This window comes from Vibrio sp. J383 (assembly GCF_023503985.1).
Classification (GTDB): domain Bacteria; phylum Pseudomonadota; class Gammaproteobacteria; order Enterobacterales; family Vibrionaceae; genus Vibrio; species Vibrio splendidus.
Window position 1 is genome coordinate 745,473 of record NZ_CP097293.1, and the last position, 16,067, is coordinate 761,539.

Here is a 16,067-nt window from a genome sequence, read left to right on the forward strand (position 1 = left end):
TTTTTTGTGTCTGGAAGTTTAACAGTGTGGGGTCGCTAACTTCATGTTAGCAATCAACATACGTATATAGGCTACAGGCGTGTATCTTCAGCGATAGTCACCTTGAGGGTCTTGTTTTCACCTTTGCGTAATACACCAACATCAATGACAGTACCTGGGCGCAGGTCAGTAACAATGTCCATTACGCTCTGTCGTCCGCTAATCTGGGTATTATTGATGCTGACAATAATATCTTGTGCTTCAAAGCCTGCATCAGCCGCAGGACCATTCGGGTCTATCCCGAGTACCACAATACCGCCGATATTCTTATTGCCGAGTAAGCGTGACGTCACCGAGTTGATGTCTTGTCCGTCTATGCCAATATAACCACGAATCACACGACCATCAGCGATGATTTTTTGCATGATCTTATTGGCAAGTGGGTAGGGGATAGCAAACGAGATACCGTAGGTTTCCATATCGGTTGCTTGTTGGAAAGAGGCGGTATTGATACCGACTAACTCACCTTGTGAATTGACAAGTGCACCACCGGAGTTACCTTCATTGATTGCCGCATCGGTCTGGATAAAGGCTTGATGACCATCTGCACTGATTGAAGAGCGACCGGTTGCCGAGATAATACCAAAGGTTGTGGTTTGACCTAGGTTATACGGGTTACCGATAGCGAGAACCACATCTCCGACATTTGCAGTGTAATCTTGGTTCAGTGGAATCACTGGTAAGTTGTCACCGCTGACTCTGAGTATCGCGATATCGGTGCGCTTGTCTGAACCGACAAGCTGTGCGGCGGCTACTCGTCCGTCTTGAAGTGCCACAACTATTTGGTCGGCTTGAGCAACAACGTGAAAGTTGGTAATGATGTAGCCTTTTTCGCTAACAATGACCCCTGAACCCAAACCTTGAGTCAGTAGCTTATTGCGATCGCTTTCTGCGTATTTACGACTATAAATATTGACCACAGCGGGTGCAGCACGTCGCACCGCTTGGTTAAATGAGATCTGAAGAGAGCCAATATTATCGACTTGAGGACTAGTGACATCTGAAACTATAGCTGGCCTTAAGCTCGGAAATGCGAGAAGAATAAGTGCCGCTGAAACGAGTCCAAGGGAAATAGAACGAAATAGAAAGGACAGCATGTTTCCCTCTTCAACAAGTAAGGTATGGAGCATCCGTCAATGGATGACTGACTTGATTACGAGTGAAGCATAGCATTTTGATTGATCTAAAGAAAAGGGAGACTGAGTAAGTTTAAAGCAAACTTACTGAGCCTCCCTGTAATTGCGCTGACGTATGACTATCGAATAACTAGATAGATCGTCCTGTCGCCTCTTTGGATATTAAGCGCCAACACGCCAGGTTGTTTTTCAAGAATCGTTCTAAATTCAGCAAGGTTCTTAACCGGTTGGCGGTTTACCCCGATGATGATGTCATCTTTAAGAAGTTGATAGGCTTCTGCTGGCGAACCTTGAGCGACACTTGATACCTTGACGCCTGTCGCTGGGTCGCTGTCGGTTGTGTTGGTGAGCTCTGCACCAGCAAGTCCTTCATGGAGCTTTTCCGCTTGTGTCTTACTATTGGTGGATTCACCCAGAGTCACATCAAAGGTCTTATTTTTTCCGTCACGAACGACACCAAGTTCGATCTGTTTACCTGCGCCGAGGGTTGCGACTTTGGCTCTTAACTCGCTAAAAGTATCAATGCGCTTACCATTAATAGAGACAATAACATCGCCGGCTTTCAGTCCGGCTTTGTCCGCAGCACTGTCGGGTACAATTTGGCTAACAAAGGCACCTTTGCTGGACTCATAACCAAGCGCTTCCGCCAATTCAGAGGTGACCTCTCCGCCTTGAACTCCCAGCATACCGCGTTTTACTTCACCGAAATCGAGAATTTGTTCTGTCAGGTTTTTCATCATATTGGATGGGATTGCAAAGCCGATACCGACATTGCCTCCGTTGGGGCCAAGGATAGCCGTGTTGATACCAATCAGCTCACCGTTGAGATTCACTAACGCGCCACCAGAGTTACCACTGTTGATAGCTGCATCGGTTTGAATGAAGTTTTCAAAGTTCTCTAGATTTAGGCCGCTACGACCGAGTGCAGACACGATGCCGGATGTCACGGTTTGACCGAGTCCAAATGGGTTGCCTATAGCGACACTGAAATCACCGACTCTTAACTTGTCGGAGTCTGCGACTTTTATCTGGGTAAGGTTCTTGGCTGTTTCGAGTTTTAATAGCGCGATATCCGACATCTGGTCGCCGCCGATGAGCTCGGCATCGTACTCTCGACCATCATGAAGTTTTACTTTGATATCGTCGGCACCGTTGATGACATGGTAATTGGTGACAATATGGCCTTTCTTGGCATCAATGATCACACCTGAACCTAGCCCGCGAAATGGGCGTTCTCGTGTTTGTTCTGGACCAAAAAAGAATTGAAATTGTTCAGGGATTTGCTGACGTTGTACCTGTTTGCCTTCTACGGCAATACTAACCACTGCGGGGGTCACTTGTTCAAGCATAGGTGCAAGGCTTGGTAACTGTTCATTACCCACACTTAATGGCAGTGCGGCCGTTGCTTGAATGGGGGTGATGATTGAACTTAAGCTTAAAGTCAGTACTGATAAAGCAAGCAAAGGTTTTTTCATCATAAACTCCTCTCTAGTTTAGGTCTTAACCCTCTTATACGTTTAATAAGTATGAGTAGTTTCAAATGACCTGAGTGAAAGTTATGACTCAAAAACCTTTGTAAAGTTCACAGAAGTGTTAAATGTTTACGATGCTTTTGCTGTTACAACATCGGGAGCATCCATGATTTCTTTCTTCTGCTCTGTAAATAAACCGGTTGCGCCATTAGCGTAATCTTTCGGTTGTTCTTCAAGTGTCGCCTCTTTAACTGAAGGCTTGTCTTGTGGTTTGTCCGAATGGGCTGCGGCTGTTTTCACAAATGGATTATCTTGCTCTGGCAGATTAGGGATCAGCTCTGAGCTTGTTTTTTCCATGTGTTGGTACAGTTTTGTGTAGTCCTTACCTAAGGTGTCCAACATTTCTGCTGATTTCGCAAAGTGGTCAGCTAGCTCTTGTCGCTGCTGTTCAAGGGCAAACTTTGCGCTATCTAATTCTTTCTGTACGTTCTTTTGTTTTTTGTATTCAGGTGTCATGAGACGAGAAATAGCGACCCCTAAAATAACTCCGACTAGTAAACCGGCAACGGCATACATCCAAGGCATAACAGCTCCTTATTATTGTTTTTTAACATGTTTGTTACTGCTTAGTTACACGTGATACAGCTCCATGGTACTATGAGAAAGCCGCAGTATAAAGAGAAATGCGTGTGCGCTAGTTAGCAGTTTGATGCTGCATTTTTCATCGCATAGCGACATATCTCGTACTGTTTGGGCTCATTTTTATTTGCTGTCTGATATCGCTTTCATTGTGGAAATGTCGTCATGAATCCCATTAAAAAATACGAACAAGATATAAAAGAACATGGATTTCAAAGAGATCCAGCACAAGAGCAAGCCGTTAAATCTTTAGATGAACTCTTTCATCAATTCCAAGATTACATGAATACGCCTATTCCTCAACTAACTCGATTCCAGAAATTAATGGGCAAAAAGCCAGAACTGCCAGAGCCACCAAAAGGCCTCTATTTTTGGGGTGGCGTCGGGCGCGGTAAAACGTACTTAATGGATACGTTCTACGATGCCTTACCGACCACAAAAAAAATGCGTGTTCACTTTCACCGCTTTATGTATCGAGTCCATGATGAGCTAAGGGCGCTAGGTAATGTTAGCGACCCGTTGCCTTTAGTCGCAGATAAGTTGAAAGAAGAAGCGGATATTATCTGTTTTGATGAATTCTTTGTTTCAGACATCACGGATGCCATGATCTTAGGAACTTTGTTCCAAGAGTTATTCGCTCGCAACGTTATCTTAGTCGCGACCTCTAATATTCCACCTGCGGATTTGTATCGTAACGGGTTGCAGCGAGCTCGCTTCTTACCCGCTATTAAGCTTATTCAAGGCAATTGCCATATTCTTAATGTCGATAGCGGAATCGATTATCGTCTTCGTACGTTAGAGCAGGCTGAGATCTATCATTACCCGCTGGATAGCCAAGCGAACATCAACCTCGAAACATATTACGCGCAGCTAGTTGGTGAAGATAAAGAGAAACTCAAACAGATTGAGGTCAATCACCGTCAACTGGATGTAGTCGAAGCAAGCGATGGTGTGCTACATGGTACGTTTGCTCAGCTTTGTCAGTCGGCTCGCAGCCAGAATGACTATATTGAGCTGTCTAGGGTTTATCACACGGTTCTGCTGGCTGATGTGTTGCAAATGGGTGCGACTTCAGATGACGCAGCAAGACGCTTCATTGCGTTAGTTGATGAGTTCTATGAGCGTAACGTGAAATTGATTATTTCAGCGGAAGTGGAGCTAGAAAAGCTATATACCCATGGTCAGTTAGAATTTGAGTTTAAACGTTGTCAGTCGCGTTTAATCGAAATGCAGAGCCATGAATATTTGGCAAAAGAACACTTAAGTTAGCTTTGATTATCTCGAATAAGAAAGAGAATTAAAAAAATCGTGATTTTGTTCAAAAAGAGGTGATTTTTTCTTCGCTCTTCTCTATAATCCTGCGACCTACCGTTACTGCGGGCCTCTAGCGATGAGTAAAATCACGTTATGCCAAGAGTTTTCCAACACTCGAAGGGGTGATGATGGTAACTCTTAGACAGTGGGAATACGCGAGTATTCCTTAAGTGTAAATTTTTTAAATAGGTAATTATTAGCATGAAAACTTTCGTTGCTAAACCAGAAACTGTAAAACGCGACTGGTATGTTGTAGACGCTGAAGGCAAAACTCTTGGCCGTCTAGCAAGTGAAATCGCTTCTCGCCTACGCGGCAAGCACAAAGCAGAATACACTCCTCACGTAGACACTGGTGATTACATCATCGTTGTTAACGCTGAGAAAGTAGCTGTGACTGGTAACAAAGCTAAGGGTAAGGTTTACTACCGTCACTCTGAGTTCCCAGGTGGTCTTAAGACTATCACTTTTGAAAAGCTAATTGCTAAGAAACCAGAAATGGTTCTTGAACTAGCAGTTAAAGGTATGCTTCCACGTGGTCCTCTAGGCCGCGCGATGTACCGTAAGCTTAAAGTATACGCTGGTACTGAGCACAACCATGTTGCTCAACAACCACAAGTACTAGACATCTAATTGGGGATTAAGACAATGGCAGAGAATCAATACTACGGCACTGGTCGTCGCAAAAGCTCAGCAGCTCGTGTTTTCATCAAACCAGGCTCTGGTGAGATCGTAATCAACAAGCGTAGCCTTGATGTTTACTTCGGTCGTCCAACTTCTCGTATGGTTGTTAAGCAACCTCTTGAGCTAGTTGAACTAACTGAGAAACTTGACCTTTACATCACTGTTTCTGGTGGTGGTATTTCAGGTCAAGCTGGCGCAATCCGCCACGGTATCACTCGTGCTCTTATGGAATACGATGAAACTCTACGTCCTGCTCTACGTGCAGCTGGCTATGTTACGCGTGACGCTCGTTGCGTTGAACGTAAGAAAGTTGGTCTACGTAAAGCACGTCGTAAACCTCAATTCTCTAAGCGTTAATTTTTCCTTACCGAAAAATACACGCGACCAGTTTTATTACTGGAATTGTGGTTCAAAGCTCGGCTATATGCCGGGCTTTTTGTCTTTCTGGCCCCCGCTAAACGCTTCCCCCTCCTCGTTTTATTCCTAAATTCTTATATTTTGAAAGCTTTTGTAACCCAATGTGCGCTTTGCCTCATGATTGTTACAAAAAGGTAGCTTTATCTTGTCAAAAAGTAGGGTTTTATTTATCATTTGCCGTCAATAAATAGAACTAAATACATATTTTGTTAGCCATGCTCTTTAATCGGAATTATTTCAATCCATAAGGAGCAAATGGGAGAATGTTTGGATGAGCAACGCGCCTTTAAATAACGGTCGCAGGCGTTTCTTAACCGCAACAACAGCCGTTGTTGGTGGTTTGGGAGCAGCTGCTGTAGCCGTGCCTTTTATTAAATCATGGAACCCGAGTGCCAAAGCGAAAGCTGCGGGCGCGCCGGTGGAAGTGGAAGTCAGTAAGTTAGAACCGGGACAAATGGTTCGTGTCGAGTGGCAAGGTAAACCTGTATGGGTTGTACGCCGTGCTGAGTCGGTACTAGAGAACCTAAAAGCGATCGGTGGTCAACTTCGTGACCCTCAATCTGAAACTGAACAACAACCAGACTACGCACAGAACGAGTTTCGTTCTATTAAGCCGGAGTTCTTCATTGCTGTTGGTTTCTGTACGCACTTAGGTTGTTCTCCAACTTACCTGCCAGATTCTTTTGCAGAACAAGTTCAGGGCGTTAAGTCTGGTTTCTTCTGTCCTTGTCATGGTTCAAAGTTTGATATGGCAGGTCGAGTATTCCAAGGCGTACCAGCTCCATTGAACCTTGTAGTGCCAAAGCATATGTATTTGAGTGACACTAAGATCATGATCGGTGTGGACGAGGGAGACGCATAATGCAAGGATTGCTTGATTGGGTAGAAAAACGTCTACCCGCAATGAATGCTTATAAAAAGCATTTATCTGAATATCCAATGCCTAAGAACTTTAACTTTTGGTACCTTTTCGGTTCTTTGGCAATGTTGGTACTGGTTAACCAAATCCTTACAGGTATTTGGCTAACAATGAACTACGTTCCGTCTGGTGATGGCGCATTTGCATCTGTTGAATACATCATGCGTGATGTGGAATACGGCTGGTTACTGCGTTATATGCACTCGACAGGTGCTTCGGCATTCTTCGTGGTTATCTACCTGCATATGTTCCGTGGTCTAATCTACGGTTCTTACCAAAAGCCTCGTGAGCTACTTTGGCTCTTCGGTATGTTGATCTTCTTAGTGCTTATGGCTGAGGCTTTCATGGGTTACTTACTACCATGGGGGCAAATGTCTTACTGGGGTGCTCAGGTAATCATTTCTCTGTTTGGTGCGATTCCTGTTATTGGTGATGACCTAACGCTTTGGATCCGTGGTGATTACATCATCTCTGGTGCAACGCTGAACCGTTTCTTCGCACTGCACGTTATCGCTCTACCAATCGTACTTCTGCTGCTTATCGTACTTCACGTACTAGCACTGCACGAAGTGGGTTCGAACAACCCAGACGGTATCGAGACTAAGCTTCCTAAAGGCACAATGGGCGACGACTACAAAACTCAGTTCCCATTCCATAAGGATTACACTAAGAAATACGACATCATTGACTCTGTTCCTTTCCACCCATACGGGACGGTGAAAGATATGGTCGGTGTTGCTGGTTTCCTATTCTTGTTCTGTTACGTGCTGTTCTTTAACCCAGAGATGGGTGGATACTTCCTTGAGCCGCCTAACTTCGAAGCTGCTAACCCACTGAAAACACCTGAGCATATTGCTCCAGTTTGGTACTTCACGCCGTTCTACGCTGTACTTCGTGCTGTTCCTGATAAGCTGATAGGTGTAGTTGCAATGGGTGCATCTATTGTTGTGCTATTCCTACTGCCATGGTTCGACCGTTGTAAAGTGCGCTCTTACCGTTACCGTAGCAAACTGCATTTGATTAACATCATCCAATTCACAATAAGCTTTATTGCGCTTGGTGTACTTGGTGCGCTTCCAGCAACGCCAACGTATACGCTACTGGCTCAGATCTTTAGCTTAGGTTATTTCATGTTCTTCGTTCTACTGTGGTTCTACAGTAAAAATGAAGCGACGAAACCATTACCAGAAAGGGTGACATTCAAATGAAAAAGTGGATTGTAATTTTATTTGCTATGTTGCCGTCACTGGCGATGGCAGCGGGTGCAGGCGTACCATTAGACAAAGCAAACAATGATTTAACAGATAAAGCCTCATTGCAAAATGGCGCTAAGATGTTCATGAACTACTGTTTTGCTTGTCACTCAACGCAGTACCAGCGTTATGAACGTGTTGCGAATGATTTAGAGATCCCTGTAGATCTAATGAAGGAAAACCTGATTTTCGACCCTGAAGCGAAAATCGGTAGCTTGATGGTTAATGCTATGCCCTCTGATCAAGCGGCAAGTTGGTTTGGTGCTCCGCCACCAGATCTAACTTTGGTTGCTCGTGTTCGTGGCGCAGATTGGCTATACACGTACCTTCGTACCTTCTATGAAGACCCATCTCGTCCGTTTGGCGTGAACAACATTGTTTTCCCAAGTGTTGGTATGCCGCACGTTCTTGAAGAGCTGCAAGGTATTCCAACACCAATCTACGATATTCATATGGTAGATGGCGAGGAAGTGACAACTGTTGTTGGCACTGAAACTGACGGTTCTGGCGAATTAAGTGCTGGTGAATACGACGAAGCAGTTCGTGACCTTGTTAACTTTTTGGTTTACTCGGGCGACCCAGTTCAACTTGAGCGTCATGCAATGGGTTGGTGGGTAATGGCCTTCTTAGTAATCTTCACTATCATCGTGATTTTGCTGAAGAAAGAGTATTGGCGTGATGTGCACTAATTGTGCTATAATACCGTGCTAATTCCCAAATTATGTTAATGTTCAATGGAGGCTTTAGGCCTCCATTGTTTTTATTTAAAGTGTACTGGAGGGCTCCATGGCTGTAGCTGCCAATAAACGTTCTGTAATGACTCTTTTCTCAAGTGCTTCTGATATGTATAGCCATCAGGTGCGCATTGTTCTTGCTGAAAAAGGCGTAAGTGTTGAAGTTGAGTTGGTTGATGAAAAAAATCTACCAGCAGAGCTTGTTGAACTGAACCCGTACAAATCAGTACCTACTCTTATTGATCGTGAGCTTGCTTTATATGACTCAAAGATCATTATGGAGTACTTAGATGAGCGTTTCCCTCATCCACCGTTGATGCCTGTATACCCGGTTGCTCGTGGTAATAGTCGTCTAATGATGTACCGCATTGAGCGTAACTGGTATTCAGTTGCAGAGAAGATCGTTAAAGGCAACGCTGAAGAATCTGAAGCTGCTCGCGTTAAACTGCGCAACGACCTACTAACTCTTGCTCCTATCTTCGCTGAGTATGAATACTTCATGAGCGAAGAATTTAGCCTAATTGATTGTTACCTAGCTCCGCTACTATGGCGTTTACCTGAGCTTGGTATCGAATTAATTGGCCCTGGCTCTAAAGAGCTTAAGATTTACATGAACCGCGTATTCGAACGTGATTCATTCCTAGCTTCTCTAACTGAAGCTGAGCGTGAGATGCGACTCGTTCGCTAAGCGTTTATGGATATTTCAAATATGACTCCACGCCGACCATATATGCTTCGCGCATTTTATGAGTGGCTGGTTGATAACGAATTAACTCCACACCTTGTTGTTGAAGCAACATTACCGGGTGTAAGAGTTCCAGAAGAGTTTGTTCAAGATGGTCAGATCATTCTGAACATCGCGCCTCGTGCGGTTGGACAACTTGAACTGGGTAACGAAGCTGTGACGTTTAGTGCTCGCTTTAGTGGTCGCCCACACTCTGTGATCGTGCCGCTTTACGCAGTACAAGCGATTTATGCTCGTGAGAATGGTGCTGGTACCATGTTTGAACCTGAAGAGGCTTACATGGAATCTTTTGAAGAAGGGATTGAAGAAAGTCCTTTTGAAGAACAAGAGAAAGGCCCATCTTTGAGCGTAGCAACGGCAGACGTAGATGCTGAAGAGCCTGACTCAGATCCTGAGCCTCCTCGTCCAGCAAAAGGTCGCCCAAGCCTTCGTGTTATCAAATAACGTTAGCTAAATAACGACTCAAATAAAAAAGCAGCGACTCGTCGCTGCTTTTTCTTTTCTGCTAAATAGCATTTAATTGGCTGGCTTAAGGCTAGTTAACGGCCGTCTCTTCTTCGCCATATTCAAACGCTCGAATCACCTGCTTTACGCCTGAAACATTACGCGCAACTTCTGTCGCGATATCAGCATGCTCTCGAGATACTAACCCAAGTAAAAACACCTCTGAATCTTCAGTGATGACTTTAACCTTGATGCCGTTGAGATCAGCGTTTGCTAGAAGGGCTGATTTCACCTTGGTAGTAATCCAGCTGTCGTTACTAATAGCACTGATGGTCAATGGCTCTTTTACTCGCACCTGATTATGGATGCTTTCTACGCCTGCCACTTCTTTGGCTTGGTTTTCAAACGCGCGACGCTCTGAGTCAGTGGTCGCTTGCCCCATCAATACAACCGAACCTCGGTAAGAGCTCGCTGTGATACGAACGTTGCCACGATATGGCTGTTTGTTGGTGATGGCTGCGACTTCAAATTCGATATTGTTATCGTTCCAGATTTGCTTGGTGGTTCGTGTGTCAGTGACTAAGTTCGCTGTGGTTGCAGCACCAGCAATGAAAATGCCAGCACAACCAGACAGGGACAGTGTAAGTAGCGAAACACTAATCAGCTTAAACAGCCTCATAGAGGTTAATGATTTCATTGTGATGCTCCGTATATCACTCTTCGTGAGCAGGGAAGAGTACTTGATCGATTAGGTCACATAAGCAATGCAGTGTCACCATGTGTACTTCATGAATGCGTGCTGTACGGTGTGAAGGGATACGAATTTCTACATCGTGTTCGCCCAATAAGCCTGCCATTTCACCACCATCTTTACCCGTAAAGGCGATGATCGTCATGTCACGTGTTACCGCTGCTTCCATTGCTTTGATGATGTTTTTGCTGTTACCGCTAGTAGAAATAGCCAGTAAAATATCGCCAGTTTGACCAAACGCACGTACCTGCTTAGAGAAAATCTCTTCGTAGTGATAGTCGTTGGCTACTGCCGTTAGCGTGGTGTTGTCTGCTGTGAGAGCCATTGCTGGTAGGCTAGGGCGCTCGGTTTCAAAGCGATTAAGTAGGCACGATACAAATTGCTGAGCATTCGACGCCGAACCACCATTACCACAACAAAGAATTTTGTTTCCGTTAAGCAAGGTCGCAACCATTGCTTGAGCGGCATGCGTAATTGCGTCTGGCAGTGCTTCTGCAGCCGCAATTTGGATCTGAATACTTTCTGTAAAACTTTCTTTAATGCTGTCTAGCATGTTTATCCTTGGGTAATCGCGTTTTGAATCCAGTCGATATTGTCATTCGGCCCTTCTATGGCAACGATATCAAACCTGAAATCTGTAGAGTGCACCGACAAGCCTTGCTGCATAAGCCAAACATTGGCTGTTTTGAGCAGCTTCTGTGACTTTTTTGCTGTCACCATTTCGGCGGCATGTCCGTAGCGGGTTTGCTTGCGGTATTTGACCTCAGCAAACACAACCGTATTGTTATGGCGCATTATAAGATCAATCTCGCCACATTTAGCTATGAAGTTTTCTTGAATTAACGATAATCCGTGACCAACTAAATAATTTTTAGCCACGGTCTCGTATTTATCACCCACTTGTTTGTGGGTGATTGTTGGTTTGGATAGGAATTTTCGGCTAAAAAGCCCCATGCTCTGCCCAGCTGATTTCACGTTGAACAACACAGTTGTTGTCGATCGTTAACACGCCGGTTTCACCTGGAATGCTGTAACCCTGGACGGCTTTCATCTGTGGCAATGCATCCATTAGGTAGTAGGCATCCATCCCCAGTGCTTGCAGACGTTTTTGGCCGTTTGAATGTGCAGGCCATAGGTCGTTTAGCTCTTTGTTAAGCTCGTTCTTGCTCTCAACCAATAGTGGGATGTCACTGTAGAACACACCCGTTAGATCTTCGTACTGCTTGTCACCGCTGTTGCTGCGTGAGTTTGAGAACAAGGCTGGTTGGTCAGCATCTGGGTTAATCGCGACTTCAATGAAAGGCTTAATCAACGTAAGCTCTGAGTTCTTCGCCACAATGTAAACAGAGTCGATATCACGACGGCTGCGCGGTTCAGTTTCTAGGTCTAGGTTAAGTAGCCCGTCCATTTGAGCAATACGTTGTTGGCTCTCTTGTAAGCCGAATACCTGATTCACATTACGCTGAAGTTGGCGCTTGTCAGAGAATAAGGTAATCGCGACTTCGTTGTTGCTGTATTTTTTCCACTCTTTCTCAAACGCTTGCTTAACGCGGTCACCTAAACGCCCTTTTGGCGCCAGAATAAGCGGGTACTTGTAGCCTTGAGCAAAAAGGTGTTTCGCTGCCTGAGCGACTTCTTGCTCTGGCGATAGAGCGAGATAGCAAATATTGGTATCAGGTTCTAGCTGCGTCGGAATATTTAGAGCTAAAGCTGGAATCGAATTTTCGTGGTTTTTCTGCGCTTGCTGAAGCTTGGTAATATTGCTCTTAATCAGCGGGCCAACGATGAAATCTACCTTATTCTCTTCCAGTGTCGCTTTAATTTCAGCTGCACTTTGTACGTTAGTGTCCATAACTGTTAGCGTTGCGTTTTCTTCGCGCTCTTTGTCATTCATCATCGCAAAGATGAAACCATCACGCACAAGCTGTGCTTGCTTGCCGTACTTACCCGTGAGCGGCAGTAATAGCGCAGTGCTGGTTGGTTTGCTGATCTCTAGCGCCAATATGTCAGTGATCGCCTGAGGTGTGTAGGTTGCTGCAGGATGACGAGGATTCTCAGTCAGCCAATCAGACAGAGTTTTCTGTAGGTCTGGAAGGTTAGAGTTCAGCGTCTTCATATAAATAGCCAGCTGTAACCAACCTGCTAGAACGTCTTCTGTCGGAGAAGTCTTAAGTTCTAGAATCTCATATTGAGAGTAGCTATTCAGGTTCTGCCAAATACGGTCGGCAGTTATCTGTTGGCTTTCGTCATCAGCGTCTACGTATTCTGAATAAAGGACTAACTCACGGCTTGCTTCGAAATACTCGCTTTGCATTTCAGAAATGTTAGCGCGTAGCTCGTGATAATCTTTCCACTGCTCGTTCGGAAGCTTCCACCAAGGCTGAAAGTTCAGCTGGCTGTACGCTTGCTGTGGTTGCGAGTTATTCACCAGCAGTTGAGCGCGAGCTAATTGCCATTCTGCTTGTTGAACTTCACTCAGCTCTTGTTTGGCTAAGCGCTTGATAAGCAGAGTCGCTTGATCGGTTTTTCCAGCTTGCACAGAAGCCTTAAGTGCCATGATTAACCAGTCGTTTTGTAGACTTCCTTTGCTACTATCCGCCTGCATCATGTAACTTTCAGTTGATTGCGCTGGATCTAGTGTAATATCAACACGCGTTGGTGCTTGAGGACCTGAAGAACAAGCCGCCAATGTAATTGCTAATGCAATTGGAGTTAGTAAGCGTGGTACACTGAGTCTCTTATGGTTCATCGTTGCCATGAGTTCTTTAAATTCCGTATAAATTTGTATCTATATTAATCGTTGAAGTGATGGTAAACAAATGACAGATAACAAAACCTTGCTCACAGAGAGCCCAACTCTCTACATTGTGCCAACCCCAATCGGAAATTTGGGAGATATCACTCAAAGAGCAATTGAAATTTTATCAAGTGTCGATGTTATTGCAGCCGAAGACACACGCCACACGGGTAAGCTGCTTGCTCACTTCAATATATCCACCAGAACGTTCGCTTTACATGATCATAATGAACAAACTAAAGCACAAGTTCTAGTCGAAAGGTTATTAGAAGGTCAGTCTATCGCATTAGTCTCTGATGCGGGTACTCCTTTAATCAGTGATCCAGGTTACCATCTTGTCTCACAATGTCGTCAAGCGGGTGTGAGAGTTGTGCCACTTCCTGGTGCTTGTGCTGTAATTACCGCACTCAGTGCGTCAGGTCTGCCGTCGGATCGTTTCAGCTTTGAAGGCTTCTTACCGCCAAAGAGCAAGGGTCGCAAAGACAAGTTCTTAGAGATTGCAAAAGCAGAGCGCACATGTATTTTCTACGAATCACCGCACCGTATTACGGATTCTTTGCAGGACATGCTAGAGATCTTAGGACCCGACCGTGAGGTCGTGTTGGCTCGTGAGCTAACCAAGACATTCGAAACCATTCAAGGATTACCATTAGGTGAGTTGATTGAATGGATAGAAGAAGACTCGAACCGCAAACGTGGTGAGATGGTGTTGCTGATCCATGGTCACCGTGAAGAAGCGAGCACCGATCTGCCAGACGAAGCAACTCGCACACTCGGCATTCTAACCAAAGAGCTACCCCTTAAAAAAGCGGCGGCGATGACAGCAGAAATCTACAATCTGAAAAAGAACGCTTTATACAAATGGGGCTTAGAGCATCTAGACAACTAGAGACCTCTTTATAGACTAGATACCTATTTATAGAGTAGATACCTATTTATAGAGTAGATAACCTTTATTGAAAAAGCTTCTGAGGAATGATGGTATTACCGTTATTCCTCTTTTTTTGTCTAGATTGTGTAAAAATCATGCATTCGATTAGAGGTTTGCAGCATATTTGTGATCTCGCTAGACACTGCTCACTAATCTCTATACAATCCGCCCTCGGAGTTGAACGGGTAATCGCTGCTTTGCTGATGTCCTTCGGGAGACTGACGTTGAGGTCCTTCGGGAAACTGACGTTGAAGTCCTTCGGGAGACTGGTAGAGGGGAGGAACGTCCGGGCTCCATAGAGCAGGGTGCCAGATAACGTCTGGGGGGCGCGAGCCCACGACAAGTGCAGCAGAGAGAAGACCGCCGATGGCCTCATTTCTTCGGAAGAGGCACAGGTAAGGCTGAAAGGGTGCGGTAAGAGCGCACCGTGCGACTGGCAACAGTTCGTAGCAAGGTAAACTCCACCCGGAGCAAGATCAAATAGGCCCTCGCATTGCGCTGCTCGCGTATGGGGGCGGGTAGATTGCTTGAGCCTGTGAGCGATTGCAGGCCTAGACGAATGGTTACCGCCGCGCAAGCGGAACAGAACCCGGCGTATGTGTCAACTCCACCTATATAAAGAACCCATCATTACTTAACGGTAGTGATGGGTTTTTTGCTTTATATTGACGTAAATGATTTAGATTTCCTTAGAATCCTTCACCCTGATATGAGCTTGGGTCAAAAATTCCCAAAGCCTATACACAATATGGTGGAGATACGGCGTGAAATCAGTACACTAAAACGTTAATAGAACAAATTATTGCCGAACTAATGGCTCAATCCACTCACTGAGAAGACTATGACAGAAGCATTCAAACATATTTCAGTATTGCTTAACGAATCTATTGACGGACTTGCGATCAAACCTGACGGTACCTACATTGATGGTACTTTTGGCCGTGGTGGTCACAGCCGTACAATCCTGTCTAAACTGGGCGAGAATGGACGACTCTTTAGTATCGACCGCGATCCACAAGCGATTGCTGAAGCTCAGAAGATTGATGATCCTCGTTTTACGATTATCCATGGTCCATTTTCGGGTATGGCTGAATATGCAGAGCGTTATGACTTAGTCGGTCAAGTGGATGGCGTATTGCTGGATTTAGGTGTTTCTTCACCACAGTTGGATGATGCTGAACGTGGTTTTAGCTTTATGAAAGATGGTCCGCTGGATATGCGCATGGACCCAACAACAGGTGTTCCTGTCTCTCAGTGGTTAGTTGAAGCGGATCTTGATGACATTACATGGGTTATTCGTGAGTTCGGTGAAGACAAACACGCTCGTCGTATCGCGAAAGGCATCATCGCTTATCAAGAGAATGAAGAGAACGAACCGCTAACGCGGACTGGTCAACTGGCTAAGCTTATCTCTGACGTCGCTCCAAAGAGCTTCAAAGAGAAAAAGCACCCAGCGACACGTGCTTTCCAAGCATTCCGTATCTACATCAACAGCGAACTTGAAGAGATTGATACCGCACTGAAAGGCGCAGCAAGCATTCTTGCTCCTCAAGGTCGTATTTCTGTTATCAGCTTCCACTCGCTTGAAGACCGCATGGTGAAGCGCTTTATCCGTAAAGAGAGCCAAGGGCCACAAGTTCCTCACGGTTTACCGCTAACAGAAGATCAAATTAAAGCTTTAGGCAGTGCCGATCTAAAACCAATTGGTAAAGCGATCAAGCCTTCTAAAGATGAAGTGGATGAGAATACTCGTTCACGTAGCTCAGTACTACGAATCGCAGAAAAGCTATAGTCA

At 45.1% G+C, this 16,067-nt stretch carries 17 protein-coding genes and 1 other RNA gene; 11 read left to right on the top strand and 7 right to left on the bottom strand.

What is annotated here, in order from left to right:
- Positions 1-71 precede the first annotated feature (71 nt).
- From degS to zapG, 3 genes are all read right to left on the bottom strand, one after another.
- Positions 72-1,136 carry an outer membrane-stress sensor serine endopeptidase DegS gene (gene degS, locus M4S28_RS03405; protein WP_004736004.1) on the bottom strand — a complete coding sequence of 355 codons (1,065 nt, stop codon included), beginning with the start codon at positions 1,134-1,136 and terminating at the stop codon, positions 72-74.
- Positions 1,137-1,294: 158 nt separating this feature from the next.
- Positions 1,295-2,650, bottom strand: a complete 1,356-nt coding sequence (locus M4S28_RS03410; RefSeq protein WP_249632700.1) for a Do family serine endopeptidase — start codon at positions 2,648-2,650, stop codon at positions 1,295-1,297.
- A gap of 126 nt (positions 2,651-2,776) precedes the next feature.
- Positions 2,777-3,232 carry a Z-ring associated protein ZapG gene (gene zapG, locus M4S28_RS03415; protein ID WP_004736002.1) on the bottom strand — a complete coding sequence of 152 codons (456 nt, stop codon included), beginning with the start codon at positions 3,230-3,232 and terminating at the stop codon, positions 2,777-2,779.
- Between the two features lie 219 nt (positions 3,233-3,451).
- Here zapG and zapE point away from each other — a divergent pair, with 219 nt between their 5' ends.
- The 8 genes from zapE to sspB all read left to right on the top strand — a co-directional run bounded on the left by zapE (position 3,452) and on the right by sspB (position 9,793).
- Entirely contained in the window at positions 3,452-4,555 is a 1,104-nt protein-coding gene (gene zapE, locus M4S28_RS03420) for a cell division protein ZapE (protein WP_017077674.1), read from the top strand.
- 246 nt (positions 4,556-4,801) lie between these two features.
- Entirely contained in the window at positions 4,802-5,230 is a 429-nt protein-coding gene (gene rplM / locus M4S28_RS03425; protein WP_010434689.1) for a 50S ribosomal protein L13, read from the top strand.
- 15 nt (positions 5,231-5,245) lie between these two features.
- Positions 5,246-5,638, top strand: a complete 393-nt coding sequence (gene rpsI, locus M4S28_RS03430; protein WP_004740758.1) for a 30S ribosomal protein S9 — start codon at positions 5,246-5,248, stop codon at positions 5,636-5,638.
- 331 nt (positions 5,639-5,969) lie between these two features.
- Entirely contained in the window at positions 5,970-6,560 is a 591-nt protein-coding gene (gene petA, locus M4S28_RS03435; protein ID WP_017072804.1) for a ubiquinol-cytochrome c reductase iron-sulfur subunit, read from the top strand.
- The gene (locus M4S28_RS03440) at positions 6,560-7,825 is read left to right on the top strand and encodes a cytochrome b (protein WP_004729830.1); all 1,266 of its coding nucleotides are present in this window, start codon (positions 6,560-6,562) and stop codon (positions 7,823-7,825) included. Before petA ends, M4S28_RS03440 begins: the two co-directional genes overlap by 1 nt.
- A complete protein-coding gene (locus M4S28_RS03445; protein ID WP_249632318.1) occupies positions 7,822-8,559 on the top strand; it encodes a cytochrome c1 in 738 nt (245 codons plus the stop codon). The genes M4S28_RS03440 and M4S28_RS03445 overlap by 4 nt, the downstream gene beginning before the upstream one ends.
- 97 nt (positions 8,560-8,656) lie before the next feature.
- Positions 8,657-9,292, top strand: coding sequence for a stringent starvation protein SspA (sspA, locus tag M4S28_RS03450; RefSeq protein ID WP_010434700.1), 636 nt, complete (start codon positions 8,657-8,659; stop codon positions 9,290-9,292).
- Between the two features lie 21 nt (positions 9,293-9,313).
- Positions 9,314-9,793 (top strand): ClpXP protease specificity-enhancing factor, encoded by a 480-nt coding sequence (gene sspB, locus M4S28_RS03455; protein WP_004729819.1) that lies wholly within the window; start codon positions 9,314-9,316, stop codon positions 9,791-9,793.
- Positions 9,794-9,884: 91 nt separating this feature from the next.
- Here the strand turns inward: sspB and M4S28_RS03460 are convergent, their stop codons facing one another.
- Genes M4S28_RS03460 through M4S28_RS03475 form a run of 4 tightly spaced genes read right to left on the bottom strand, consistent with a single transcriptional unit; the run spans position 9,885 to position 13,302 of the window.
- Complete coding sequence (locus M4S28_RS03460) at positions 9,885-10,490, bottom strand: BON domain-containing protein (protein WP_004729818.1); 606 nt, start codon at positions 10,488-10,490, stop codon at positions 9,885-9,887.
- Between the two features lie 16 nt (positions 10,491-10,506).
- Positions 10,507-11,097 carry a phosphoheptose isomerase gene (locus M4S28_RS03465; RefSeq protein ID WP_004729817.1) on the bottom strand — a complete coding sequence of 197 codons (591 nt, stop codon included), beginning with the start codon at positions 11,095-11,097 and terminating at the stop codon, positions 10,507-10,509.
- A 2-nt stretch (positions 11,098-11,099) separates the two neighbouring features.
- Positions 11,100-11,498 carry a YraN family protein gene (locus M4S28_RS03470; protein WP_017084761.1) on the bottom strand — a complete coding sequence of 133 codons (399 nt, stop codon included), beginning with the start codon at positions 11,496-11,498 and terminating at the stop codon, positions 11,100-11,102.
- Positions 11,485-13,302: a penicillin-binding protein activator gene (locus M4S28_RS03475; protein ID WP_249632319.1), complete on the bottom strand. Its 1,818-nt coding sequence runs from the start codon at positions 13,300-13,302 to the stop codon at positions 11,485-11,487. Before M4S28_RS03475 ends, M4S28_RS03470 begins: the two co-directional genes overlap by 14 nt.
- Positions 13,303-13,363: 61 nt before the next feature.
- Here M4S28_RS03475 and rsmI point away from each other — a divergent pair, with 61 nt between their 5' ends.
- The 3 genes from rsmI (at position 13,364) to rsmH (ending at position 16,064) form a co-directional block, all read left to right on the top strand.
- Positions 13,364-14,230 carry a 16S rRNA (cytidine(1402)-2'-O)-methyltransferase gene (rsmI, locus tag M4S28_RS03480; protein WP_004735998.1) on the top strand — a complete coding sequence of 289 codons (867 nt, stop codon included), beginning with the start codon at positions 13,364-13,366 and terminating at the stop codon, positions 14,228-14,230.
- Positions 14,231-14,445: 215 nt separating this feature from the next.
- Positions 14,446-14,885: RNase P RNA component class A (gene rnpB / locus M4S28_RS03485), an RNA gene on the top strand.
- 228 nt (positions 14,886-15,113) lie between these two features.
- Positions 15,114-16,064 carry a 16S rRNA (cytosine(1402)-N(4))-methyltransferase RsmH gene (gene rsmH, locus M4S28_RS03490; RefSeq protein ID WP_004735996.1) on the top strand — a complete coding sequence of 317 codons (951 nt, stop codon included), beginning with the start codon at positions 15,114-15,116 and terminating at the stop codon, positions 16,062-16,064.
- Positions 16,065-16,067: the final 3 nt, after the last annotated feature.